Raw genomic sequence first — 23642 nt, forward strand, 5'->3', positions numbered from 1 at the left:
TGCTGGGATATCCGCAGTCAGTCGGCGGGCGGCGGGGTCCTGCGGCGGCTGACCAGGATGACGCTGAGGACGGCCAGCACGATGAGGGCCAGTGTCACCACCCCTATGACCAGCAGGCCGGGGGCATCCGAGGACGCGGCCGCGGCCGCGGCGGGGTCCTCGGTGCTCTCCGGCCGGTCCACCGCCGCGTCGGTGAGCGGACTGGCGGCTGCGGACGGCTTGGCGCGGTCCGCCAGCGCCTTGGCGGGATCGACGATCCCGAAGCCATAGCGCGCGTCTCGTCCTGCCTCGCCCTTGCGAGCGGCCGTGTCGATCAGCTTCTGGATCACCTGGCCGGATGTCCAGCGCGGATGCTCCGCACGCAGCAGCGCGGCGCTGGCGGCGACCCATGGTGCCGCGTACGCGGTGCCGTCACCCGTCCAGTAGTCGCCCTCCCGTTCGGTGGTGAGGATGCCCACACCCGGGGCGGCCAGGACAACCGTCTTGCCACGGTGGGAGCCGGGCCAGACGGTGCCCTTCTGGTCCGTGGCCGAGACCGAGACCACTCCCGGGAAGGCGGCCGGATACGTCGCCCCGTTACCGTCCCTGCCGTTGTCACCGGCACCGGCGACGACCACGGCGTCCTTGCTGATCGCGTAGTCGACGGCCTTCCGCAGGGCGGCATGGGGTTTGGTGAAGGACACGGACACATTGATGACCTCCGCCCCCTTGCTCGCCGCGTGGCGGAGGGCCTTCGCGCTGGCGGCGACGTCGGGCTTGCCGTCGCGGTATACGCCGATCGGCAGCACCCGGGCCTCGGGCGCCAGCCCGCGCAGCCCGTCACCGCGGAAGTTGCGTGCCGTCCCCGCGATGATGCCGGCCGCATGTGTGCCCTGCTCCCCTTTGGTCCCGTGGTCGCGCGTGCCGCCGTCGGTGGCGCCGTCACCGAAGTCCGCGCCACCGGTGATCCGTCCCCTGAGGTCGGGGTGGGATGCCTCGACCCCGGTGCCGATGACCGCGACGGTCACGCCCTTGCCCCGGCTGATCTTCCAAGCCCGGTCGGCATTGAGTTCGGTGAGTGCCCACTCGGAATTGCGGAGCGATCCGTCCCCGGACGGAGCGGCCGTGGCACCTGTGGTGAGGACGAGTGCCGTCAACGCGGCGGCGACTCCCACACGGTGAGCGAGCGGACGGTGCGACATCTGGTGGCCTGACATTGCGTCACCTACCGAGGATTACGCGGGGACACGACACCTGATGGCTCCATCTTCAGTTGCACGCCAAGGGGCCGCACCCGCCAAACAGGGGGGCCTTCCCCCTTCCTTTTGGGGGAGGGGAAAACGGGGCTGACGCTCGGGTGACACACCTGTTGATGCGGCTTCTCCCCCAAAGGGGGGAGAAGCCGCATCAACCGAAAGGAAGGAAGCCCTCCCCCCGAAGGCGGGATGTACGCCGGTTTCGGGGAGCGCACCCTGGTATTGACCACACACCGGCAAAGGCGAGGACACCACATCCTGATGCGTCGCCTGACTGGCTCTGCAAGGGCGGAAGAGATCCCGGAGAACGGGGCATCAACCGTCCGGAGACGAGACAGAATGCTGTTGCGAACACCCCTGGCGAAGACCTCTGTCACCGGCCGCATCCTCAGATTCGCGGTCGTTGGCGGAATGGGGGCGATCGTCAACACCACCGCCCTGTACCTGCTGTACCGATGGGTGCGCCTGCCGCTCCTGACGGCTTCAGCGCTCGCCGTCGAACTCGCCGTGGTTCACAACTACTTGCTGAACGACTGGTGGACCTTTTCCGTACGCGCCCCGTCCATCAGGCGGTTTGTGAAGTTCAATGTGTCCGTACTGGGCGGCCTCGCCGTCAATGTTTTCCTCGTCTGGCTGCTGGCCCTCCACCTGGATGTGTACTTCTTGCTGGCGAACGGCGTCGGAATCGGTGCCGCCTTCGCGGTCAACTTTCTGTCCAGCGCGGGCTGGGTGTGGGGGAGGCGAAGCCGATGATCCTGGTCTACGCGGCACTGGTAACCATCTCGGTACTGCTCACGGTGCAGTCGGCCCATGTGCTGTACATGATGCTCTATACATGGGACCAGCCCAAGGCTGAGAAGAGGGCCAGAGCACCGGAACGTTTCCTGCCGCCGCAATACTCCTTCAGCGTCCTGCTGCCTGCCCGGCACGAGGAAGATGTCATCCAGACCACGATCGACCGGGTGGTGCACGCCGACTACCCAACCGAGCTGCTGCAGGTCTTCGTGATCTGCTCGGTGGACGACACCGGCACCATAGCGGAGGCACGCGAGAAGATCGACGAGCTGCGCCGGGCGGGCCTGCGGAACGTCGATGTGGTCGTTTTCGATGACAAGCCGGTCAATAAACCGCATGGGCTCAACGCGGCCCTGCCACACACCAGCCATGATGTGGTGACGATCTTCGACGCGGAGGACGACATCCACCCCGCGATCTTCAATCTGGTGAACACCATCATGGTCGACGATGGCGTCAATGTGGTTCAGGCCGGCGTCCAGCTGATGAACTTCCAGTCCCGCTGGTACTCAGCGCTCAATGTTCTCGAGTATTTCTTCTGGTTCAAAAGCCGGCTGCACTACCACGCCCACTATGGCTCCGTCCCGCTGGGCGGCAACACCGTCTTCTTCAAGCGCGATCTGCTGGTGCGTCTCGGCGGCTGGGACGACCGCAATCTCACCGAGGACGCCGATATCGGGCTGCGCCTGTCCGGCATGGGCGAACGAGTGCGGGTGGTCTACGACGACCGCTATGTGACCAAAGAGGAGACGCCTCCGACACTGGGGCAGTTCATCAAGCAGCGCACCCGATGGAGCCAGGGGTTTATGCAGACCCTGAGCAAGGGCACCTGGAAGCAGATGCCCACCCGGCAGCAGCGCTGGCTCGCCTTCTATGTGCTGGCGTTCCCGCACGGGCAGGCACTGCTCGGCTTCTACCTGCTGTTCTCCGTGGGCATGATCCTCGTACTCAAGGTGCCGGTGGTGATCGCCCTGGTCTCCTATCTGCCCGTGCTGCTGCTCACGGCACACTTTCTGACCGCCGTGGCAGGCCTGTACGAGTTCACCGAGGCCCACGGACTCGAGGCGTCGCCCAAGGCGGTCCTCCGGATGGCGATCGCCTGGTACCCGTATCAGATTCTCCTCGCCTACGCGGCGGTGCGCGCCATGCGACGGCAGCTGCTCGGCCGGCACGACTGGGAGAAGACCCAGCATGTGGGCGCCCACCGAATCCAGCCCGGAAAGTCGGATTCACATGCCGTATGACCAGGAGCCCCCGCAGCTCGCCACGGTCCACGGCCGGGCCCCGGCGGCCACCGCGCGGCGCCCGGTCAGGACGATGTCCGTCAGCCGGGGCCGTTTCCCCCCGCTGCGGCGCTCCGGGCGGATCGCGCTGGTCTTCGCGCTGGCCACCGGCTTCCTCACCCATGGCTACCACCTGTTCAAGTATCCGCTGTACCTCACTGACGAGGGCATCTATATGCAGCGGGCGTGGGCAGTGGTCAGGGAGACCAGCCTGTCCCCGTACACCTACGACTACGACCACGCCCCCGGCGGCTGGCTCACCCTCGCCGGCTGGGCGTTCCCCTTGCCCCGCCAGTTCGAGACCTTCGGCAACGCGATCAACACCGGCCGGTTCCTGATGCTGCTGGTGCATATCGCCACTGTCTACTTGTTGTTCGAGATCACCCGCAGACTCTCCGGCAGAGTACTGGCCGCCTCGGTGGCCGCGTTCCTGTACAACGTCTCCCCACTGGCCATCTACTTCCAGCGTCAGGTCCTGCTGGACAACCTCATGATGTTCTGGGCGCTGCTGAGCGTATTCGTCCTGCTGCGGCGCGAGTGCCGGATCAAACACGCGCTGGCGGCCGGGCTGGCCTTCGGGATCGCTTTGATCACCAAGGAGAACGCGGTCTTCTTCGTCCCGACCTGTGCGTATCTCCTGCACCGCAGAATCAGGGACTCCGCTCCCAAACGGTTCGCGCAGACGCTCTGGCCGTTCGCCCTGATGGCCCCGGTCGGCGCCTATGTCACCTACGCGATGCTCAAGAGCGAGCTGATTCCGAGCGGGCTCAACTTCAACCTCGAAAACCCGCCCGCTGACCATGTCTCGCTCCTCTACACCCTGTGGTGGCAGATCAACCGCAGCCAGGGCACCCTGCTCACCTCGGACGGACTTCTGTTCGCCAGCTGGCTGCCCAAGGACGGCATCCTGCTGCTCGCCGGGGTGATCGCCATGGTCATCGCGCTGTACTGGGGAGCGCGAGACCGTGACCGCAACCTGGGATTCCTGGTCGCCGGAACGCTCGCTCTCGCCTACGCCTTCTATCTGATACGCGGCAGCGTGGTGCTGGACTTCTATGTGGCTCCGCTGATCCCGCTGCTCGCTATGAACGTGGGCATGGTCACGGGCAGGCTGCTGCGGCGTACCCCTTCGATGGTGCGGATGGGGCTGCCCGGTCTGGCCGGTGCCGTACTGCTGCTGGCACCGGCCACCGGATACCTCCTGACCATCAACACCGAGGGCCGGGTGGAAATCGCGGACCAGTACAACCCGAGACTGAACCTCACAGGCATGCAGGAGAAACAGATTGCCTGGATACGCAAGAATGTTCCACCCGACGCAAAAATCATCATGGACGACGATCTGTGGAGCGAACTCCATGATGTCAAACCATTCTATCCCCTGGCGCATTCCCACTGGAACGCCGCATCCGACCCCGACGTACGGGACAAGCTGTTCGGCAAGAAATGGAAGAACATCGACTACATCATTATGTCCAACAAGATGCGAGAATCCATAGCCGAGAACAACGCGGGCGGCCAGGAGGACTGGATTCTGGCTGCCCTCAAGAATTCAGAAAAGGTCTGGGAGACCAGCCAGGGAGATATCAAGCTAGAAATCTATCGTGTGAAGTAGCCACGGCAAGAGGAGGTGAAGGTCGTGCCCGAGAACGAAGAGAGGGGTATCCCCGAGGAGGAAGAGCAGATCGTACCCGAGGACGAGGAGCAGATCGTACCCGAGGACGAAGAAGAGGTCGCGTCCGGGAAAAAGAACAGGCGGTTCGGCTGGAAATCGGTCCTGCTGGCTGTCGTGACCTTCGTAGTTGTCGGGTCAATCGTCCAGGTGCTGCTGCGCGGCGGCGATTTCGGTGGCGCGCTCAGCAACACCGGCGAAGAAAGGGGCCCGGAGAAAGGTGACTCCCAGAAGATCAAGAAGCCCAAGAAACCGAAGTCGGTCAAACTGCGCGGCAAGACCATCCCCCGGGAAGCCGGGGCGGTCATTGTGGTCAATCCTGGCCTGGTGGCACCTGGCGGCACAGCCACCATCGAAGGCGCGGGCTTCGACGCGAAATCCAGGGTCGACCTGCTGCTGAAGGGCAAGAAGGCCGCCACGAAGGGAAAGAACATCACCACGGTCACAGCGGACAGGAAGGGATCGTTCAGCGCACAGTTCCGTATGCCCGACGCCGGAAACAAGTCCTCCACCTTGGTCGCGCAGCAGCGCGGAGGCAACAAGGTAGCCGAGGCCGAGCTGGTCGCCGGGCGGGGGATCGGAAGCGTGCGGATCAACAAGGCCTCCGGGAAGCCGGGTGACGCGATATCGCTGAGCGCACGTGGATTCACCCCCGGGGAAGCGATCGAGGTGCACTGGGGGCGCACCAGCGGCGAGCCCGTCGCCACGCTGCAGGCCGACGGCTCCGGCGGCGTGGACCGGGCGTCCATCCAGGTGGGAGTGGCCCCGACGGGCTCCAGCACCCTGGTGCTGGTAGGCGAGAAGAGCAAGACCACGGCCACGGCTCCCTTTGAGATGCAGGGCCTGTACCCCACGCTCAAATCCAAGCCGTACGCCCTCAAGTCCGGGGAGCAGCTGACTCTCACCGCGAGCGGGTTCGCACCCGAGGAGGCGGTCCTCGTCTACATCAACTCCTCCGCGGGCACCCCGGCCTTCAAGGCACGCGCCGACGCGAAAGGCAACATGAGCAGCGTCATGTTCAAGGTGCCGTTCGGTCTGAAGGGCGAGCAGAACCTCACCGCTATCGGCGAGAAAACCCGCGCCGTGGTGCGCTCGGGCTTCAACGTGCTGCCCTACACACCCACCGCCGAGCCCAGCACCTTCGGCGGCAAGCCAGGCACGACGCTGAGCTTCTATGTCTCTGGTTTCGCTCCGAAGGAGAAAGTGACCATCTACGCGGGCGCCCCTGGCCGGGGCGAGAAGAAGGTCTCAACCTTCCGGGTCGACGACAAGGGAGAGGCAGAGGCCGCAGGCGAATACACCCTCGGCAAGCAGGACGAGAACGGCGTGTCCTTCCGGCTCGTCGGCCAGAAGAGCGAGAGCACCGCCAAGGCAGGCGTCAACTCCTCCGAGCAAGAGGGTGGCGGCAACCTCCCCGAGCCCGGAGGCCCAGGGAAGTAAGGCCGAACCTGTGGGCCGTCCGCACGGGACGCCGGGCACACCAGCCCGGCGGCGCCCCACTGGGCCGCCCTGTATTCCATAGTTGTGGTATATACATCATGGAGTATCCGATGAGTACCATTTTCGGCCCCAACTCTCGCCGGGTCCTGCAGTTCCTGACCCACATCGAGGACCTTTCCGGGGAGGAGATCGACCGAGTGGCCGATCTGTGGAAGCAGACCTCCAGCCAGACCCGCGCCGAGGCATGGGCAGAGGTCCGCCGCACCACAACGGATGAGGAGCAGTACCGCATCCTCGTCGCCGCGTCCGTGGCGCGCAGAGCTGCCCTGGACACGGCCCAGAGCCACCATCGGCGGGACTGGGCGTTCTGGGCCGCGGTGTGGGACGCCGCGGCGGCGGTTGCCACCTGCGACCGGATCGGCAGTCACTACTTCGTTCTGGTGGACCCGCTGGCCGCGGTCATGCCCTCCCTGGCGCACTGCCGCAGCGACATGCTCGGCAGCCACCGGCTGCGCAGAGACATCCTCAAGGGTGCACAGCCATGAGCGGCGACCGGATCGGCGTTGCGGTGGCCGATGACGATCCCGCGGTCCGGGAGGCACTCGCGGATCTGATCGACTCACACCCGGATCTTGAGCTGGTGGGGCTGGCCAGTAACCACCAGGAGACCGTCCGGGTGGCGGTCGAGCAGCGGCCAGAGGTCCTGGTCATGGATGTGCACATGCCCAAGGGCGACGCGCCCGGGAGCGTCCGCGCCATCCGGGACCGGGCGCCCGGCACCAGGGTCGTGGCGCTGTCCGCCTACGGAGACCGCGAATCGGTGCTGAGCATGCTCGTGGCAGGAGCAACGGGCTACCTGGTCAAGGGTGTGTCGGCGGGGGAAGTGCTGGAGGCGATCACCCGCGCGGCACGCGACCAGTTCAGCATGTCGGCGAATGTCGCCGCCGACTGCGCGGAGCCGCTCAGGCGCGCCGACCGCGCGTCCCGGCGCTCCGAGGATGTGTCCAGCAGCCGCCTGGAGCAGTCCTACCTGGAGCTGCTGAGCCAGGCACCGTGCGGGGTACTGGTCATGGGAGTCGGCGGGCGGATCGAGCTCGCCAACGCATACGTCCGACACGCCTTCGGCTACAGCTGGGCAGAACTGCGCGAGAAGCGGCTCCCGGACCTGGTGCCCGACCGGTTCCGTGCCACCGCCGAGCAGCTGACCGGGCAACTGCTCAGCACACCCGCAACGATGGTCGGCCGCCGCAGGGACGGCACCGAGTTTCCCGCGGAGTTCAGCGGCGGCCATCTGCAGGGCACTCGTCCGAGATGGGTGGTCTACGTCGCGGACCTCAGCGAGGTGCAGGCGGCGGAGGGCCGCTTCCGGCAGCTGGTCGAGTCCTCCCCGGACGCGATGGTGATAGTCGACGCCACCGGCCGGATACAGCAGGCCAATGCCCAGACCGAGTCCCTGTTCGGCTACGACCGCGGACGTCTCATCGGCTCCCCGGTCGACAAGCTGCTGCCCGATCAGCCGACGACCTTCTCACTGCGGGACTGGAACGTCCCGCAGGATGAGCCCCTGGGCCACAGCCTGGAACTGGTCGGGCACCGCAGCGACTCCAAGCAGTTTCCAGCCGAGGTCAGCGTCAGCCCGCTGCGCACCGAAGAGGGACCGCTCACCGTCCTGACCATCAGGGACATCACCGAGGTGCAGCGCGCCCAGTTCGTCCTCGAACGCAGCCTGGAGCTGCTGGAGGGTACTGACCGGGACCGTCAGGCTCTGCTCAGCCATCTCGTCCGCGCCCAGGAGGAGGAGCGCGGACGGATCGCCGCCGACATCCATGACGACACCATCCAGGTTCTGACCGCGGCGAGCCTGCGTCTTCAGCAGCTTCGGCGGCGGCTGCGGGACCCCGACGAGCTGCGGATGCTGGACAAGCTGGAGGAAACCCTCAAACTGTCGCTCCGCCGCCTGCGACAACTGATCTTTGATCTGCGTCCCTCCAGCCTGGAGCACGGCAGCCTGTCCACCGCGCTCCGCAGCTTCCTCGAAGACATGCGCAACGAGACCGGAACCGACTACCGGCTCGAAGACCGGCTCGAGGCCAAGCCTCCGGTGGAGACGGTGACGCTCATCTACCGGACCGCCCAAGAGGCTCTGATGAATGTGCGCAAGCACGCCCGGGCGAACCTGGTCCGGGTGCAGCTGCTGGGCCTGGACGACGGATGTCTGATCCGGATCGTCGACGACGGCGTCGGCTACGACCCGCTCGAAGTCGAGTCCCGCCCGGGCCATCTCGGTCTGGCGCTCATCCAGGAGCGGGCCCAGATGGCCGGCGGCTGGTGCCGTATCGAGAGCGAGCCGGGCGTCGGCACCACGGTGGAGTTCTGGGTGCCGCTGGGCGATCCGCCCACCCGGCCCGCCGCCGTCCCGCCCCCGGAACATGGTTCCCCGGCAGGGGAGACCGGGCCATGACGGGACCTACTGAGCCCGCCGAGCCCCCGGAGCTCATCAAGGTGCTGATTGTCGAGGACCACCGAGCGGTCGCCGAGGGGCTCTGGGCACTGCTGGCGGAGTACTCGGGACTGACCGTGGTGGGCTGGGCCGACTCGGTCGCCGGCGTCCCCCCGGCCGCGGCAGAACTCGCGCCTGATGTGGCGCTGATCGATTTCCGCTTGTCCGATGGCACGGGCGCCGATGCGGCAGCCCACATCCGGGCCAACGATCCCTCCACCGCCATTGTGTTCCTCAGCGCGGACACCAGCGACGATGCCCTGCTCGCCGCGGTGGAGGCCGGCGCCTGCGGTTATCTGCTCAAGTCGGCGAGTGGCGATGAGATCGCCGGAGCCATCCGTTCGGCAGCCGAGGGCGAGACCCTCATTCCCGCCCGTACTCTCGTCGATGTGCTGTCCAGGCACCGCGAGAGCGCCCGCGTATCCGCTCAGCAGGCGAAGCGGCTGGAGAGCCTGACACGCAGGGAGCAGGAGATTCTCGCGCTGATGAGCCAGGGGCTGGACAACAGGGCCCTCGCGGACCGGCTGAGCATCAGCTACGCCACCGTGCGCACCCATGTGCGCGCGATTCTGGAGAAGCTGGAGTCACGGTCCCAGCTTGAGGCGGTCGCCAAGGCCAGCGACTGGGGGTTCCGCCCCGAAGAGCACAGCTGACGGCTCGGCTAGTCACGTTCAGCTCAGTCACGTTCAGCTCAGTGACGTTCAGCCAGCGCTCAGTCAGCGGCCGTCAGCGCGGTCGGCCGCGGTTATCCGCGATGGCACGTGATTCGCCCGAGGCGCCCGGGCCCGCCGCGGTGGTCGGGACGGTGGCGCGGATCCGGCTTCCCTCGCCCGGGTGGCTGTCCACCTGGAGCGTCCCGCCCACTTCGCGCGCCCGCTCCCGCATGGACCGCAGACCCAGATGGCCGGGGAAGGAAGCCCGGGGGTCGAACCCCACCCCGTCGTCATCGATCACCAGGGTGACGCTGCCGGGACCAATGAGCAGCTGGAGGAGCACATGCCGTGCCCGCGCGTGCTTGGCGACATTGTGCAGGGCCTCCTGCGCTATCCGGCACAGTGCGTGTTTGGCCTCCAGCGTCGTTTCCGGCTCGGCCTCGAGCACCGCCTCCGCCGCGATGCCGTACTGGGCCCGCAAGGCATCCACATGACGGGCCAGCGTGGCGCCCAGACCGTCGGTTTCCAGCGACTCAGGCCGGAGCCGGTTGAGCACCGCCCGCATCTCGGCGAGCCCGGTATCGGCGAGCCTGCGCACATAGTCGATTGGTTCGGCGGCCTGGGCGACATCGCGGTCGAGCAGCTCGCGGGCGGTGCGGGCACCCAGCGCGATGCCGTACAGCGCCTGAGAGACGGAGTCATGCAGCTCTCGGGACAGCCGCTGGCGCTCTTCCAGCGCGGCCGTCTCCCGCGCGGCCGCCCACAGCCGGTCGTTCTCCACCGTGGACGCGGTCTGTTCGGCGATCGCCTGGAGAAACGCGATATCGGCGTCGCCAGGCCGCCGGTCCGCCGGATAGGAGCAGCACAGTGCCCCGATCGCCTCCCCCCGGCACAGCAGCGGCAGACCGGCGACCGCGCCGCCCTCGCTCTCAGTCCGGATCACGGGCGCGGCGGCGGCGATCGCTTCCCTGACCAGGGTTCCGGGCACCGCCTGGAACAGACCGGACGGCCCCCCGGCCGACGCCGCGTCGCGGTCATGGCCACCAGCCAGCCACAGCGTCGGCCCCGGCTCCAGCAGATAGACCGCACAGCTGCGGCCGTCGGTGCGCACCACCGCGCTGGTGGCCAGCGCGTCCAGGGTCCCGCGCAGGGAAGCCCGGCCCACGTCGGCGGTGCAGGCCAGCCTGCGAAGGTCCTCCTCGGAGCGGGCCTGCTGGACCGCCAGGCCGGCTGACTCCGTGAACAGCCCCACGGCCTGGAGGTCATCGGGGCTGAAGCTCCGCCCGCCCCGGCGGTTCGCCACCTCAAGGACGCCTACGGTCCGTCCGCGCACCGTCAGCGGTGTGCTCAGCACCGCCGCCAGGCCGACATCACGCAGCCACGAGCGGTACTCGGGCGACGTGGGATCGGTGCCGGAGAACACCTTCGCGCGCCCGGCCCGTATGACGTCGTAGTCCAGCACGGATTCCGGATAGGGCGGCAGGCTCCGGGGGGCGGGCACCGCGATACCGTCCGCGGCACGCACGGTCAGAACATCACCCCAGTCCAGCGACATCACCCGGGCCACTCCGGCATCGACGGCTTCCCGAACGCGTTGAACGATCAGCGTCAGTACCTCTTCGCTGCTGACTCCCGCCAGGATGGCCTGGTTGATCTCGCCGACCGCGCGCAGCCGTTCGAGGTGCTGCCAGTGTCCGGTCAGATCACGGACGACCACGCAGAACCCGGCCAGTCGGCCGTCCGCGTCCCGGGTCGCTGTGGCGACCGTGTCGGCCCAGAATCTCGATCCGTCCGCGCGGACACGCCAGCCGCTGTGCGCGTATGTGCCGTCCGCGGCGGCCGCTGCCAGCGCATGGGCCGGCTCTCCTGAGGCCGCCTCGTTGGCGGGGTAGAGACGGGATATGTGCTGATGGACGATGTCCTCGCCGTGGCCGTACCCCATCCGGGAGGCGCCGCTCGCGCTCAGCACATATCCCTCGGGGTCCAGCGCGAGGACCGTCACCGTCGACATGTCTTCCCGGAGGAGCCGAGCGCCTTGGGTACTCACCTCGACCCACTGGATGCCGATCACGACGACCACCAGCGTTCCCCTGAGGGTCCGGGGCCATGGGCCTGCGTGAGCTCACCGGCCTGCACCAGACCCGACTGCACCGCGTACATCGCGGCCTGGGTCCGGCTGTGCACCCCGAGCTTGTTGAGTATGTGGCTCACATAGGTTTTCACGGTCTGCTGACCGATGCGCAGGTCGTGGGCGATTTCCTTGTTCGCCTTGCCGAGGGCGAGCATCGTCAGCACCTCGGTCTCTCTCTCCGTGAGCCGTTCCGGCCCGCTGGGATCCCTGACCTGACCCATCAGCCGGGAGACCACGGCGGGAGTGACCTGTATCTGACCGGCCGCAGCGGCCTTCACCGCCTGCCGCAGCTCGTCGGCCTCGACATTCTTGAGCAGGAAACCGATCGCCCCCGCCCGGACCGCCCCCATCATCACGGCGTCGTCCATGGCGCTGGTCAGTGCCACTACCTCGACCTCGGGCAGGTCCCGTCGGATCGCGGCGGTGGCGGAGACCCCGTCCATCACCGGCATGAGCAGGTCCATCAACACCACATCCGGGGAGAGCTCCCGCGCGAGGCGCACGGCTTCCCGTCCGTTGGTCGTCTCTCCCACCACGGTGATCTCATGGTCGAGGCCCAGGAACATCCGCAGGCCCTGCCGGACTACCGCGTGGTCGTCCGCGATCAGAACTCGGACCGTCACTGTTGCTCACCCCGCTGCAGTGGCCGCGCATCCGAATGAATCGTGCATATATGGACGAATGGTTCCTTAAGGGAACTCGGTGAGAGCTCAGCAGATTCCATAATCCGCCCGGAAATCTGTCTGGAAAGATTCACGGAAAGACCGACGGAGTCGTGAGACCCGTACGATGCCGCGCGCCAGAGCCGACTGTCGGCTCTGGCGATGAACGGTTCGCACAGCGGCAGCGCGAGCAGGACCAGAATGCCGGCAGCCCAGCCCGCCAGCACATCGCTGAGCCAGTGAGTGCCCAGACAGACGGTGGTCAGGCCCATGGTGACGGAGAGGACACCCACGGTCACCGCCGCGTAGCACACCGCGGAAGCTTAGGAAGAGAACCCTGCAGCTACGGCTGGATGGTGACCACCGGCGCGGAATGTCCCCGGGCGGCGCGCCCGCACGGAACGCGGCTCCGGTCGGGCTTGTCGCGTTCAGCCGCGTACGCCGCACAGATGGAGGAGCGCAGCGACACCGCGGTACGGGTCGGTCTTCCCGGCCCGCTCCTCGGCGGCGAGCAACCGGTCCCAGTCAGCGCCCTCCGGGACCGCCGCCCCGTCCGGTGCCTGGTCGGTGAAGACCCGTACGCCGTACCACTGGCGCAGGGGTGCGCCGATCCCGGCGAGGCTGGCGGTGAGCGCGTCCAGGCGGTCCGCGCGGGCCCGCACCCCGAGGCGGTTGGTGTAGGCCGGATCGTCGAAGGCGGCCAGGGCGGTGTCCCACTGCCCGACCAGCCCGGGACGCATGGCGAGCGCGTCGGCGTTCCGCACGAGCAGGGACAGCAGTCCGCCGGGGGCCAGCATCCGGCCGAGTCCGGCGAGCATCGGGCCCGGCTCATCGGTGTACATCAGAACGCCGTGGCAGAGCACCACATCGAAGCTGCCCGGCAGGAAGTGCGCGCCCGTGTCCCGGCCGTCGCCGGAGCGCAGCCGTACCCGCTCACGTATGCCGGCGGGCTCCTCCGCCAGTGCCTCACGGGCGGCCTTCAGCATCTCCGGGTCGGAGTCCAGACCGGTCACCTCATGGCCCAGCCGTGCCAGCCGCAGCGCCTGAGTGCCCTGGCCCAGGCCCACATCCAGGACCCGCAGCCGCTGTCCTACCGGGAACCGGGCGGATATCTGCTCATCGAGCTGCCGGGCGACCAGCGTCTGGCGGACAGCTTCGCGCAGCGTGCCAATACCGCTCAGCCATCGCCCGCGGCAAGGCACAGCGCCGCCGCCGAAGCCCTGTGCCGCCTTCATCAGCGGCGTGGCGCCTCGCCTCGGGCGACCTGCGGCTTGGGCAGGCGCATCCGGCGCATCTGGAGGGTACGCATCAGGGCGTAGGCCGTGACGCCCTTGAAGTTCTCGCCGGGGAAGCGCTCACGCAGCGCCTTCTTCAGTCGGCGGGCGGTGATGAACGAGTCGAAGACGATCATGATGATGACGCCCAGCCACAGCAGCAGCGAGAGGTTCTTCGCCTGCAGCGACGGCAGCATGCTCATCACCAGGATGACCACGGCGATCGGCAGGAAGAACTCCGCTACATGCCACTTCGCGTCCACAAAGTCACGCGCGAAGCGGCGCACCGGCCCACGGTCGCGCAGCGGCAGATACCGCTCGTCGCCGGTGGCCAGGGCCTCGCGCTGCTTGGCCATGTCCGCGCGACGGGCCTCGCGGGCACGCTTCGCGGCCTCCTTGCGGTTGGCCGGTGGCTTGGACAGGCTGCGCCGCTGGGCCTGGGCCTGACTGCGCTTGGGCGTGGGGCGACCCTTGGGGGCCTGTGGGTCGCGCTGCTGATCGGTCAGGTCCTCGCTCGCCTGGGCGGGCGTGGCCTGCTCATCCTTGGAACGGCTTCGGAACACGCTTCAAGACTACGGTGTGGACGGGTGTGGGCCGTACCCCCTCGGGGAACGATCCCGCAACGGTGGCTGGGTGATCTGCTGGGTGATCTGCCGGTGATCTACTGAGTGATCTGAGAGCCGCCTACTCCCTGAGCGGGAGATGACGGGATCACATCGTCCTGCAGAATGAGCGCATCCGACTCCGAACAGTGCGGTAATAGAAGCAGGGCCCGTACTGTGGGGTCTAGAAGATGCTGAGGCTCGAGTCCGTTATGAAGGGGGCGCGCGAGGCCCATGAGCGGTGTCATGAAGCGGATGGGGATGCTTTTCCGCGCGAAGGCCAACAAGGCCCTCGACCGGGCTGAGGACCCGCGCGAGACGCTGGACTACTCGTACCAGAAGCAGCTCGAACTGCTGCAGAAGGTACGTCGCGGGGTCGCCGATGTGGCGACGTCCCGCAAGCGGCTGGAGTTGCAGCTGAACCAGCTCAACGGCCAGTCGGGCAAGCTGGAGGAGCAGGGCAAGAAGGCCCTGGCGCTCGGTCGTGAGGACCTGGCACGGGAGGCGCTGTCCCGCCGTGCCGCCCTCCAGCAGCAGGTCTCCGACCTTGAGACGCAGCACCAGACGCTGCAGGGCGAGGAGGAGAAGCTGACGCTGGCGGCCCAGCGGCTGCAGGCCAAGGTGGATGCCTTCCGTACCCGGAAGGAGACCATCAAGGCCACCTACACGGCGGCTCAGGCCCAGACCCGGATCGGCGAGGCGTTCTCCGGTATCTCCGAGGAGATGGGCGACGTCGGCAATGCGATCCAGCGGGCCGAGGACCGGACACAGGAGCTGCAGGCGCGCTCCGGTGCGATCGACGAGCTCCTCGCCTCCGGCGCCCTGGACGACCCGTCGGGCACCGCGAAGGACGACATCACCGCCGAGCTCGACCGGCTTTCCGGCGGAGCCGATGTGGAGCTGGAGCTCCAGCGGATGAAGGCCGAGCTGGCGGGCGGCCCGAGCGGCGGTCAGCAGGCCATTGAAGGGGGTAACGACGGCGAGGCTCAGGGCCAGCAGCCGCAGGACACCCCTAAGTTCGACAAACAGTGACGCAAGCAGTGACGACGCAGGCAGTGATGACCGTGGCTCTCAGCCCCGCGAGAAGGAGCGCAGCGTGATCGTACGGATCATGGGGGAAGGCCAGGTGAAGCTGGACGACAGCCACTTCACCGAGCTGAACAAGCTGGACGATGAGCTGCTCAAGGAGATGGAGACCGGGGACCAGGAGGGCTTCCGGCGCACCCTGCAGGCGCTGCTCGACGCCGTGCACCGGTTGGGCACCCCGATGCCCGAGGACTATCTGGGACCGTCCGAGCTCATCCTCCCGGAGCGGGACGCCACCATCGAGCAGGTGCGCGCGATGCTCAGTGACGAGGGCCTGATTCCGCTCGAGCCGAACAGCTGACCCTTCACCCCCCTCAGCGCGCCCCGCGCCCCGGTCCGTCGAACGTCGAACGGACCGGGGCGCGGGGTGTCTCCCGGGTCTCGTACCGTTGCCTGTCGTGGCCGATCTCCCCGACTCCTTCGCCGCCCGCGCCCGCCGGTGGCTGCGTCAGCATCCGCTGGCGCTGGACGCGCTGATCGCCGCGGTGGTCTACGCACTGATCCTCGTCAACGCGGCCGCGGAGCCGTACAGCCCGGACGGCGGCCCGCGCTTCGGCGCGCGGGACGTGTCCACACTGACCGTGGTGCTGGCCGCGCTGGCCGCCGCCGCGCTGGTGGCGCGCAGGCGTTTCGCACTGCCGGTGCTCGTCCTCACCAGCACGCTGACGCTCATCGATCTGATCGTCGTCAGCAACACCCGCGAGGCGGGCGACCGCCGGGCCGCGCTGGTACTGGCCGTGGTGATCGCGCTCTATACGGTGGCCACCCGTACCGACCGGCACACCACCCTGCGGGTTGGCGTGGTCACCGTGCTCGGAGTCACCGGCGCGGGCATGATCTTCGGGGCGCAGCCCTGGTATGCCCAGGAGAACCTGGGCATCTTCGCCTGGACCGGGATGGCCGCGGGCATCGGCGACGCGGTGCGCAGCCGCCGCGCCGTCATGGACACCATCCGGGAGCGGGCCGAGCGCGCCGAGCGCACCCGGGAGGAGGAGGCCCGCCGCCGGGTCGCCGAGGAGCGGGTGAGGATCGCCCGGGAGCTGCACGATGTGGTCGCCCACCACATCGCGCTGGTCAATGTGCAGGCCGGGGTCGCCGCGCATGTCATGGACAGCCGCCCCGACCAGGCCAAGGAGGCGCTGGGCCATATCCGTGAGGCGAGCCGGCACGCGCTGGACGAGCTGCAGACCACCGTCGGCCTGCTCCGCCAGTCCGGCGACCCGGCCGCGCCCACCGAGCCCGCCCCCGGTCTTGGGGTGCTGGACGAGCTGGTGGAGGGGTTCGTACGGTCCGGGCTCACCGTCACCCTTGACGCACCGGTGGCGGGGCCGCTGCCGTCGGCCGTGGACCTCACCGCCTACCGGGTGGTGCAGGAAGCGCTGACCAACGTCCATAAGCACGCCGGTCCCGGCACCCATGTCCGGGTACGGATCGTGCGCGGCGGCGGCGCCGCGAACGCGGCGCTGGAGATCACCGTGCATGACGATGGCCCGTCCGGCCGGGCCTCTGAGTACCGGGCGGATTCGGCTGACCACCTGGGTGGTGGGCACGGGTTGCTGGGGATGCGGGAGCGGGCCGCCGCGCTGAGCGGGAGCTGCGAGGCCGGGCCGGATGGCAAGGGGGGCTTCCGGGTGCACGTACGACTGCCGTTGCAGACCGCACGGCCGGGCGGGAATCACGAGGAGACGGCCCTATGACGATCCGGGTGGTACTCGCTGACGATCAGGCGCTGCTGCGCAGCGCGTTCCGGGTGCTGGTCGACTCCGAGCCGGACATGAACGTCGTCGGGGAGGCCTCCGACGGCGCCGAGGCGCTGGCTGTGCTGCGCGGGCAGGAGGCCGATGTGGTGCTGATGGACATCCGGATGCCCGGTATGGACGGGCTCGCCGCAACCCGGGCGATCAGTGCGGACCCGGCCTTGTCCCATGTACGGGTGGTCATCCTCACGACCTTTGAGGCGGATGAGTACGTGGTGCGGTCACTGCGCGCGGGCGCCTCCGGGTTCCTCGGCAAGGGCGCTGAGCCGGGCGAGCTGCTGTCCGCGATCCGGGTGGCAGCCGCGGGGGAAGCACTGCTGTCCCCGGCGGCCACCAAGGGGCTGATCGCCACCTTCCTCGCCCAGGAGGGCCCGGACGACCCCGGCGGACCACGCCACCGGGCCACCGAGCTGGCCGTGCTGACCGACCGTGAGCGCGAGGTCCTGGTGCTGGTCGCGGGCGGACTGTCCAACACCGAGATCGCCGGACAGCTCTCGGTCAGCCCGCTCACCGTCAAGACGCATATCAACCGCACCATGTCCAAGCTGGGTGCCCGGGACCGGGCACAGCTGGTGATGACCGCCTATGAGACCGGGCTGGTGCGGCCACGCTCAGAGTGAGCCCGTACGGGCCGTGGGGCCCATGAGGAGCTGGTCGCCGGTGACCCCCTCTATGGCGAGCTGGCGGCGACGCGGTCCCTGACGAACGGGGATGAGGCGAACGCACGGCGTAGCGCGGCTCCTGCCCGCCGGAAGCAGCAAAAGGGACACTTCGCCTATGACTGTCTCTCATACGTGCCGTAGGGGCGCCGCCCTTCTGTGCGCGGCGGCGCTGCTCGCGGGGTGCACCGGCGGCTCGCCGGACGAGTCCCCCTCCCCCGGTGCCACCTCGCCCGCCACGCCCTCCCCCACCGTCGTCGGTGAGCTGGAGAAGAGCTACCGGAAGGTGGTCAGGAACGTACTTCCCTCCGTCGTTCAGATCACCACGGACAACGAGCTGGGCTCCGGCGTGGTCTATGACGACGAGGGCCATATCGTCACCAACGCTCATGTGGTCGGCAAATCCCGGGCCTTCGAGGTCACCTTCGCCACCGGCGGCGACCCGCTGAACGCCAGGCTGGTCGCCACCCATCCGGACCAGGACCTGGCCGTCATCAGGATCAGCGATCCGCCGAAGAAGCTCCACCCGGCGGTCTTCGGCGACTCCACGAAGGTCGAGGTGGGCCAGATCGTGCTCGCCATGGGCAATCCGCTGGGCCTGTCCTCCAGCGTCACCCAGGGCATCGTCTCGGCGGTCGGCCGCTCGGTCAGCGAAGGCCGGGGCCGCGCCACCATCGGCAATATGGTGCAGACCTCCGCCGCGATCAATCCGGGCAACAGCGGGGGCGCGCTGGTCAATCTCTCCAGCCAGGTCATCGGCGTGCCGACGCTGGCCGCCCGGGACCCGCAGTTCGGCACCGGCCCGGCGCCGGGCATCGGCTTCGCGATTCCGGCCGCGACGGTCCGTAACCTCGCCGACCAGATGATCGAGCACGGCCGGGTCGTCGACCCGCAGAAGGCGGCGCTCGGTGTCTCGGTACGGACCGTTCTCGGCGAGGACTTCCGGCCTGCCGGGGCCTCAGTGGTGGAGGTGGTCCGGGGCGGGCCCGCCGACCGGGCCGGAATCCGGCCCGGAGATCTGCTGGTGAAGGTCGACTCGACGCAGATCACCGATGTCGTCACGCTGGCGGAGGCGTTGGCGGGCCATAAGCCGGGTGACAGAGTCACGGTCACCTATGTGCGCGCCGGGGACGAGCGGTCGGCGAGGGTCACCCTCGGCGAGGGATGACACCGAAGGGGGCGCCCCGGGCGGGGCGCCCCCTTCGGCTCACTCCTGCGCCTCGTGCAGGCTCATGGGCCCATAGATTTTGGTGGTGTCCTCGAAGAGCGTCACCTGATCGACGCCGCCGTCCAGCAGTTCCTTCCAGGTCTCCCCGATCCAGGACTCCGCGTCGCCCTGCGTGGAGAACTCCTCGGCCTGCACGGGTGGCTCGGTCTCCGTACCGTCGGCCTTCTCGAACCGCCACGTCCACGTCATGTCCGCCTCCTGGAGATCACCGGCATCACTGCCCGCAGCGTACTCGTCACTCCCGCCTTACGGGGCCTCCCGCCCCCAGCCCCGCGGCGCCCAGCCCGACAGCACGGGCCCGCGGCTCCGCCGCCGGGGGTGGGTCCTTATCTCGCCCCTGCCCGGCAGCACCGATATGCGGCCCACCGCACGGCGGGCTTCGCCCGGTCGCGGGGAGGCCATAGGCGGGGTACCTCCCGTATCCGGCCGGTGGGTGCCCCCATATCCCGCCCCTTCCCGGTTGTGCCGGTGTGCGGCTGCGCCGCGTGGCGGGCTTCGCCCGGCTGCGGGGGTGCCGGGCGGTGGGTTTTCCCCAATTCCCGCCCCTTCCCGGAAACCGGGGCTTCGCCCCGGGGCCCCGGGTTGGCGGTGCGGGCCGGTGGGCGGGTGTTGTGCCCACCCACAGCCCCTCGCGGGGCTGCGAGTGCCCACAAACGGGGTGGGGGTCTGGGGGCGCAAGCCCCCAGTTTCGGGAAGGGGCCGGGTTAGGGGAATCCCTCCGCCGACAGCGGCGCTCAGCCACAACCACCGACAGACGGAGTCCGGCGCAGGCGTCCGAAGCTTGTGAGGCCCCCGGGGCCGAACAATGCGAGGGCGCCATCAAAAGAGGACGATCGTCGTGTGGAAATCACTCTGCTCGGCACCGGCGCCCCCGCCGGACTCCCCCGCCCCAGCTGCCCCTGCGCGACCTGCGCGACCGCCATCGGCGAGCACGCGCGGGCCGCGACCGCGCTGCTCGTGGACGGCACGCTGCTCATCGACCTGACCCCCGGTCCGGCCTTCGCGGCTGCCCGCGCCGGGCAGTCCCTGCACGGCGTACGGCAGGTGCTGCTGTCCCATCCGCAGAACGGCCCCAGCCTGGAGTACCCGGCCGGGCTGCCCACGCCGGTGCGGGTGCCGGACGGGCAGGAGCTGGCGCTGATCAGCGGGCACCGGGTACGGGCGGTGCCGCTGGACGCGCCCGGCACGGGGTACGAGATCGGTGGCCCCGACGGTCAGCGGCTGCTGTATCTGCCGCCGGGCGCCGCGGCGGCCGGGCTCGCCGAGACGGCCGTTCCGTACGACCTGGTGCTGCTGGATGTGGTGGGCCGCCCGGACGCCCTCGGGCGGCTGCGCGGCATCGGGGCGGTGGGCCCGACGACGGATGTGGTGGCCGTCCACCTCGACCACGATGTCCCGCCCGGCGCCGAGCTGCGGCGGCAGCTCGCGGCCCTGGGCGCCCGGGCGGAGCGGGACGGTACGACCCTGGTGGTCGGCGACTTCCAGCAGGTCCCGGATGTGCCTCGGCGCACCCTGGTGCTGGGCGGCGCCCGCTCCGGGAAGTCCGCTGAGGCGGAACGCCGGTTGGCGGCCTTCCCGGATGTCCTCTATGTCGCCACCAGCGGCACCCGGGGCGATGACCTCGAGTGGGCGGCCCGGGTCACGGCGCACCGTGAGCGGCGGCCCGCCAGCTGGCGTACGGTCGAGACCTGCGATCTGGTGCCCCTGCTGGCCGACCCGGACGGGCCGCCGATGCTCATCGACTGTCTGGCACTGTGGCTGACGGACGCGATGGACGCCGTCGACGCGTGGGACGACGAGAGCTGGACGCACGGCGGTTCCCGGGCGCTGGCCAAGAGGGTCGCCGAGCTGGTCTCCGCGGTGCGTCATACGACGCGTACGGTCGTGGCGGTGAGCAATGAGGTCGGCTCCGGTGTGGTCCCCGCCACCTCGGCGGGGCGCCGCTTCCGCGATGAACTGGGGCGGCTGAACGCGGCGTTCGCGGCCGAGTGCGAGCATGTCCTGCTGGTCATCGCTGGCACAGCCTGGCCCCTGCGGGGCTAGTCCCAGCCGGTAACCTCCCCGTATGAGTGATGACCGGCTGGACCTCGACGCATTCGGCGATCTCATCGAGCGCCCCGACGGCGGCATCCGCCGGGACGCCGAGGAACGCCGGACCCGTACTGGACTCGCTCCCGGCGCGCTGGGCCGCCTTGACGAGCTGGGCGAGTGGCTGGCCGCCGCCCGGGCCCAGGTACCGGTCAAGCCGATCGCGCAACCTCGCATGGTGCTGTTCGCCGGAGATCACGGCATCGCCGAACTCGGCGTCTCGGCCCGCCCCGCAGGCTCCGCCCACACCCTCGTACGTGCCGCGCTGGACGGCGGGAGCCCGTCCGCCGTACTCGCCCGTCAGGCCGGAGTGCCGCTCCGTGTCGTCGATATGGCGCTCGACTGCGACGCCACGGAGTTGCCCGGGGAGGTGACCCGGTACCGGGTGCGCCGCTCCAGCGGACGTATCGACATCGAGGACGCCCTCACCATCGAGGAGGCCGAGCGGGCCTTCCGGGCCGGGATGGCCATCGCTGACGAGGAAGCCGACGCCGGCACCGATCTCGTCCTCCTCGGCGACCTCTCGGTGGGCGGCACAACCGCCGCCGGTGTCCTGATCGCTGTGCTCTGCGGCACCGACGCCTCCGTGGTGACCGGGCGCGGCGGGGCGTATATCGATGACCTCGCCTGGATGCGTAAGTGTGCCGCCATCCGCGACGGGCTGCGACGGGCCCGCCCGGTCCTGGGCGACCAGCTCCAGCTGCTCGCCACCGTCGGCGGTGCCGATCTGACCGCCGCCACCGGCTTTCTGCTCCAGTCCGCGGTCCGCCGCACCCCGGTGATCCTCGACGGCGTGGTCTCCGCGGCCTGTGCCCTGGTCGCCCAGCGGGTCGCCTTCCGGGCTCCGGACTGGTGGCTGGCCGGGCAGGACAGCGGGGAGCCTGCGCAGGCCAAGGCGCTGGACCGGATGGGGCTCGAGCCGCTGCTGGACCACGGTGTCACGGTCGGCGAGGGCACCGGCGCGCTGCTGGCGCTGCCGCTGGTCCAGGCGGCGGCGGCGCTCGCCGCCGAACTGCCCGAGCTGCCCGAGCAGCCCGAACGACCCCAGCCGGAGAGCTGACGGCTCTGTCCATAAGATCCCCTTTTATGAGAGACGTCGATACGGGCCCGGGTTCACCCCTGCGGCGGACCGCCCGCAGGGAGTGGGGGCCGCTCCTGGTGCCCGTATGGGATGAGCTGAAGCGCGGAAAATGGCGGGCCATCCCGATGACGCTCAGCTGTGTCTGTCTGACCCTGGGGTTCCAGATCTGGCAGAACGCGGGTGGCCTGGCACAGGTCGAGCGGATCGGCGCGGTGTACGCCGGCCTCTCCTGGCAGGAAGCCCTGCTGCGCACACCGCTCTCGCTCTTTGTCCCGGCACCGGACCTGCCCGTGTGGGGCGCGCTCGCCCAGGTACTGATCGTCTTCGGGATCTGCGAGATCCGGCTGGGCAGGCTCAAGACGCTGCTGATCGCCTATGCCTGCACACTGGCCGGGACGATGTACGCACGGTACGGCGCCGCGGTCGGCCCGGACGGCTTTCTGGGGCTGCCCGCTGAGACACTGACCGTGCGCGACACCGGGCCATCAGCGGCCGTTGTCTCACTGGCCGTCTTCGTCTGCTGGCGCTACCGGGCCTGGCTCACCGGAGCGCTGGTGATCCTCGCAATGATCATCGAGGTCATCGTCAAGCCCAATCTCGCGGGCAAGGAGCATCTGGCGGCGCTCGTCCTGGCGGTGATCCTGTGGGCGGTCTCCGAGCTGTGGCGGAAACGGCGGGAGGGGCGGGGTCGGCGGGAGCGGCGGGATCTCGCTGATCAGTCGCGGTCGGGCGCTCCGGCCAGCACATCGTGAATTCGGTGCCGCAGCACGCCCCAGCGGGCGTCATGCCGGATCGCCCGGCGCAGCGCCCGCGCCCGGGTGCGCGGACGGCGAGCGTAGAACTTCCGCGCCCACGGCGATTCGGGCCGGGCCAGCCGGATCGCCGCGATCAGCGCCATGAACGGCACCAGGATGCCCAGCACCCCGAGCCGGAACTTGCCCTTGAACAGCGCGACCAGTGAGCAGCACAGATGGAAACCCACCACCGCGGACAGCGCCCCGCGGTTGTTCCGCTCCTCGTCGCTGAGCGCGTCCACGCCGAACGGCATAAAGCCGAGCAGCAGCAGGATCACCAGGGAGGCGGTGAGCACCACCGCCTCCACGCTCTTACGGCCGCTCTCCGTCCAGTAGACATCGTCCAGATGCAGGATCAGCGCGAACTCATCCAGCACCAGGCCGGCTCCCGTCCCAAAAGTCACCGCCAGCACATATGAGCCAATGTTCTGCTTGCCTGCGGCGAATGCGCCGAAGCCGCCGACGAGCATGAGCAGGACCCCCGGCACCACATGGTGGATATGCAGGCCGCCCGCCCGCACATTGCGGAACGGACCGTAGCCAGCCCGGATCAGCCGGGCCACCGTCCGGGTCAGCACAAATGTGCCGATAAAGGCGATCAGTGCCAGCGTCAGCGGAAGCTTGCCCGCCTCAACGATGTCCCGGTACCACCACTGCCCCATGGCCATAGGGTCGACAGATCGCTACGGCTAGCCTGACCTT

At 68.9% G+C, this 23642-nt stretch carries 22 protein-coding genes and 1 pseudogene; 15 read left to right on the forward strand and 8 right to left on the reverse strand.

All coding sequences use genetic code 11. The features are described 5' to 3' along the window. Nucleotides 1–17: 17 nt before the first annotated feature. Complete coding sequence (locus tag test1122_RS03895) at nucleotides 18–1196, reverse strand: S8 family serine peptidase (RefSeq protein WP_232267751.1); 1179 nt, start codon at nucleotides 1194–1196, stop codon at nucleotides 18–20. Between the two features lie 378 nt (nucleotides 1197–1574). On the opposite strand from test1122_RS03895, the gene test1122_RS03900 reads away from it, so the two are divergent. The 7 genes from test1122_RS03900 (at nucleotide 1575) to test1122_RS03930 (ending at nucleotide 9578) form a co-directional block, all read left to right on the forward strand. After that, nucleotides 1575–1988 (forward strand): GtrA family protein, encoded by a 414-nt coding sequence (locus tag test1122_RS03900; RefSeq protein ID WP_232267752.1) that lies wholly within the window; start codon nucleotides 1575–1577, stop codon nucleotides 1986–1988. After that, nucleotides 1985–3274 (forward strand): glycosyltransferase, encoded by a 1290-nt coding sequence (locus test1122_RS03905; protein ID WP_232267753.1) that lies wholly within the window; start codon nucleotides 1985–1987, stop codon nucleotides 3272–3274. Before test1122_RS03900 ends, test1122_RS03905 begins: the two co-directional genes overlap by 4 nt. Next, nucleotides 3264–4928, forward strand: coding sequence for a glycosyltransferase family 39 protein (locus test1122_RS03910; RefSeq protein ID WP_232267754.1), 1665 nt, complete (start codon nucleotides 3264–3266; stop codon nucleotides 4926–4928). Before test1122_RS03905 ends, test1122_RS03910 begins: the two co-directional genes overlap by 11 nt. Before the next feature lie 24 nt (nucleotides 4929–4952). Continuing rightward, nucleotides 4953–6425 (forward strand): hypothetical protein, encoded by a 1473-nt coding sequence (locus test1122_RS03915; RefSeq protein WP_232267755.1) that lies wholly within the window; start codon nucleotides 4953–4955, stop codon nucleotides 6423–6425. Between the two features lie 110 nt (nucleotides 6426–6535). After that, nucleotides 6536–6970: a hypothetical protein gene (locus test1122_RS03920; RefSeq protein ID WP_232267756.1), complete on the forward strand. Its 435-nt coding sequence runs from the start codon at nucleotides 6536–6538 to the stop codon at nucleotides 6968–6970. Continuing rightward, entirely contained in the window at nucleotides 6967–8886 is a 1920-nt protein-coding gene (locus tag test1122_RS03925; RefSeq protein WP_232267757.1) for a PAS domain S-box protein, read from the forward strand. Before test1122_RS03920 ends, test1122_RS03925 begins: the two co-directional genes overlap by 4 nt. After that, nucleotides 8883–9578, forward strand: a complete 696-nt coding sequence (locus test1122_RS03930; protein WP_232267758.1) for a response regulator — start codon at nucleotides 8883–8885, stop codon at nucleotides 9576–9578. The genes test1122_RS03925 and test1122_RS03930 overlap by 4 nt, the downstream gene beginning before the upstream one ends. Nucleotides 9579–9651: 73 nt before the next feature. Here test1122_RS03930 and test1122_RS03935 read toward each other — a convergent pair whose 3' ends face one another. The 5 genes and pseudogenes from test1122_RS03935 to test1122_RS03955 form a co-directional block, all read right to left on the reverse strand. Then, nucleotides 9652–11658, reverse strand: coding sequence for a GAF domain-containing protein (locus tag test1122_RS03935; protein WP_232267759.1), 2007 nt, complete (start codon nucleotides 11656–11658; stop codon nucleotides 9652–9654). Then, the gene (locus tag test1122_RS03940) at nucleotides 11646–12332 is read right to left on the reverse strand and encodes a response regulator (protein WP_232267760.1); all 687 of its coding nucleotides are present in this window, start codon (nucleotides 12330–12332) and stop codon (nucleotides 11646–11648) included. Before test1122_RS03940 ends, test1122_RS03935 begins: the two co-directional genes overlap by 13 nt. Next, a pseudogene (locus test1122_RS03945) lies at nucleotides 12329–12646 on the reverse strand (phosphatase PAP2 family protein); the annotation flags it as partial. The gene test1122_RS03940 and the pseudogene test1122_RS03945, both read right to left, overlap by 4 nt. Nucleotides 12647–12799: 153 nt before the next feature. Continuing rightward, a complete protein-coding gene (locus test1122_RS03950; RefSeq protein ID WP_232267761.1) occupies nucleotides 12800–13606 on the reverse strand; it encodes a methyltransferase domain-containing protein in 807 nt (268 codons plus the stop codon). Next, nucleotides 13606–14208 carry a DUF3043 domain-containing protein gene (locus test1122_RS03955; protein ID WP_232267762.1) on the reverse strand — a complete coding sequence of 201 codons (603 nt, stop codon included), beginning with the start codon at nucleotides 14206–14208 and terminating at the stop codon, nucleotides 13606–13608. The genes test1122_RS03950 and test1122_RS03955 overlap by 1 nt, the downstream gene beginning before the upstream one ends. A gap of 273 nt (nucleotides 14209–14481) precedes the next feature. On the opposite strand from test1122_RS03955, the gene test1122_RS03960 reads away from it, so the two are divergent. The 5 genes from test1122_RS03960 (at nucleotide 14482) to test1122_RS03980 (ending at nucleotide 18917) form a co-directional block, all read left to right on the forward strand. Beyond that, nucleotides 14482–15279 carry a PspA/IM30 family protein gene (locus test1122_RS03960; RefSeq protein WP_232267763.1) on the forward strand — a complete coding sequence of 266 codons (798 nt, stop codon included), beginning with the start codon at nucleotides 14482–14484 and terminating at the stop codon, nucleotides 15277–15279. A 64-nt stretch (nucleotides 15280–15343) separates the two neighbouring features. Then, complete coding sequence (gene pspAA, locus test1122_RS03965) at nucleotides 15344–15634, forward strand: PspA-associated protein PspAA (RefSeq protein ID WP_232267764.1); 291 nt, start codon at nucleotides 15344–15346, stop codon at nucleotides 15632–15634. 88 nt (nucleotides 15635–15722) lie between these two features. Continuing rightward, nucleotides 15723–17030: a sensor histidine kinase gene (locus test1122_RS03970; protein WP_422396923.1), complete on the forward strand. Its 1308-nt coding sequence runs from the start codon at nucleotides 15723–15725 to the stop codon at nucleotides 17028–17030. Then, complete coding sequence (locus test1122_RS03975) at nucleotides 17027–17710, forward strand: response regulator (RefSeq protein ID WP_232267766.1); 684 nt, start codon at nucleotides 17027–17029, stop codon at nucleotides 17708–17710. The genes test1122_RS03970 and test1122_RS03975 overlap by 4 nt, the downstream gene beginning before the upstream one ends. 157 nt (nucleotides 17711–17867) lie before the next feature. Beyond that, nucleotides 17868–18917 (forward strand): S1C family serine protease, encoded by a 1050-nt coding sequence (locus tag test1122_RS03980; protein WP_232267767.1) that lies wholly within the window; start codon nucleotides 17868–17870, stop codon nucleotides 18915–18917. A 39-nt stretch (nucleotides 18918–18956) separates the two neighbouring features. On the opposite strand, the gene test1122_RS03985 is transcribed toward test1122_RS03980, so the two are convergent. Beyond that, nucleotides 18957–19166: a hypothetical protein gene (locus test1122_RS03985; RefSeq protein ID WP_232267768.1), complete on the reverse strand. Its 210-nt coding sequence runs from the start codon at nucleotides 19164–19166 to the stop codon at nucleotides 18957–18959. Nucleotides 19167–19817: 651 nt separating this feature from the next. Here test1122_RS03985 and test1122_RS03990 point away from each other — a divergent pair. The 3 genes from test1122_RS03990 to test1122_RS04000 are packed head-to-tail and all read left to right on the forward strand — an operon-like array spanning nucleotide 19818 to nucleotide 22898. Further along, nucleotides 19818–21020 (forward strand): bifunctional adenosylcobinamide kinase/adenosylcobinamide-phosphate guanylyltransferase, encoded by a 1203-nt coding sequence (locus tag test1122_RS03990; RefSeq protein WP_232267769.1) that lies wholly within the window; start codon nucleotides 19818–19820, stop codon nucleotides 21018–21020. A gap of 22 nt (nucleotides 21021–21042) precedes the next feature. Further along, complete coding sequence (locus test1122_RS03995) at nucleotides 21043–22125, forward strand: nicotinate-nucleotide--dimethylbenzimidazole phosphoribosyltransferase (protein ID WP_232267770.1); 1083 nt, start codon at nucleotides 21043–21045, stop codon at nucleotides 22123–22125. Between the two features lie 26 nt (nucleotides 22126–22151). Further along, the gene (locus test1122_RS04000; protein WP_232267771.1) at nucleotides 22152–22898 is read left to right on the forward strand and encodes a hypothetical protein; all 747 of its coding nucleotides are present in this window, start codon (nucleotides 22152–22154) and stop codon (nucleotides 22896–22898) included. Here test1122_RS04000 and test1122_RS04005 read toward each other — a convergent pair. After that, the gene (locus test1122_RS04005) at nucleotides 22862–23602 is read right to left on the reverse strand and encodes a hypothetical protein (protein WP_232267772.1); all 741 of its coding nucleotides are present in this window, start codon (nucleotides 23600–23602) and stop codon (nucleotides 22862–22864) included. The genes test1122_RS04000 and test1122_RS04005 overlap by 37 nt on opposite strands. Nucleotides 23603–23642 lie beyond the last annotated feature (40 nt).

Origin of the sequence: Streptomyces gobiensis (genome assembly GCF_021216675.1) — a bacterium.
Taxonomy (GTDB): domain Bacteria; phylum Actinomycetota; class Actinomycetes; order Streptomycetales; family Streptomycetaceae; genus Streptomyces; species Streptomyces gobiensis.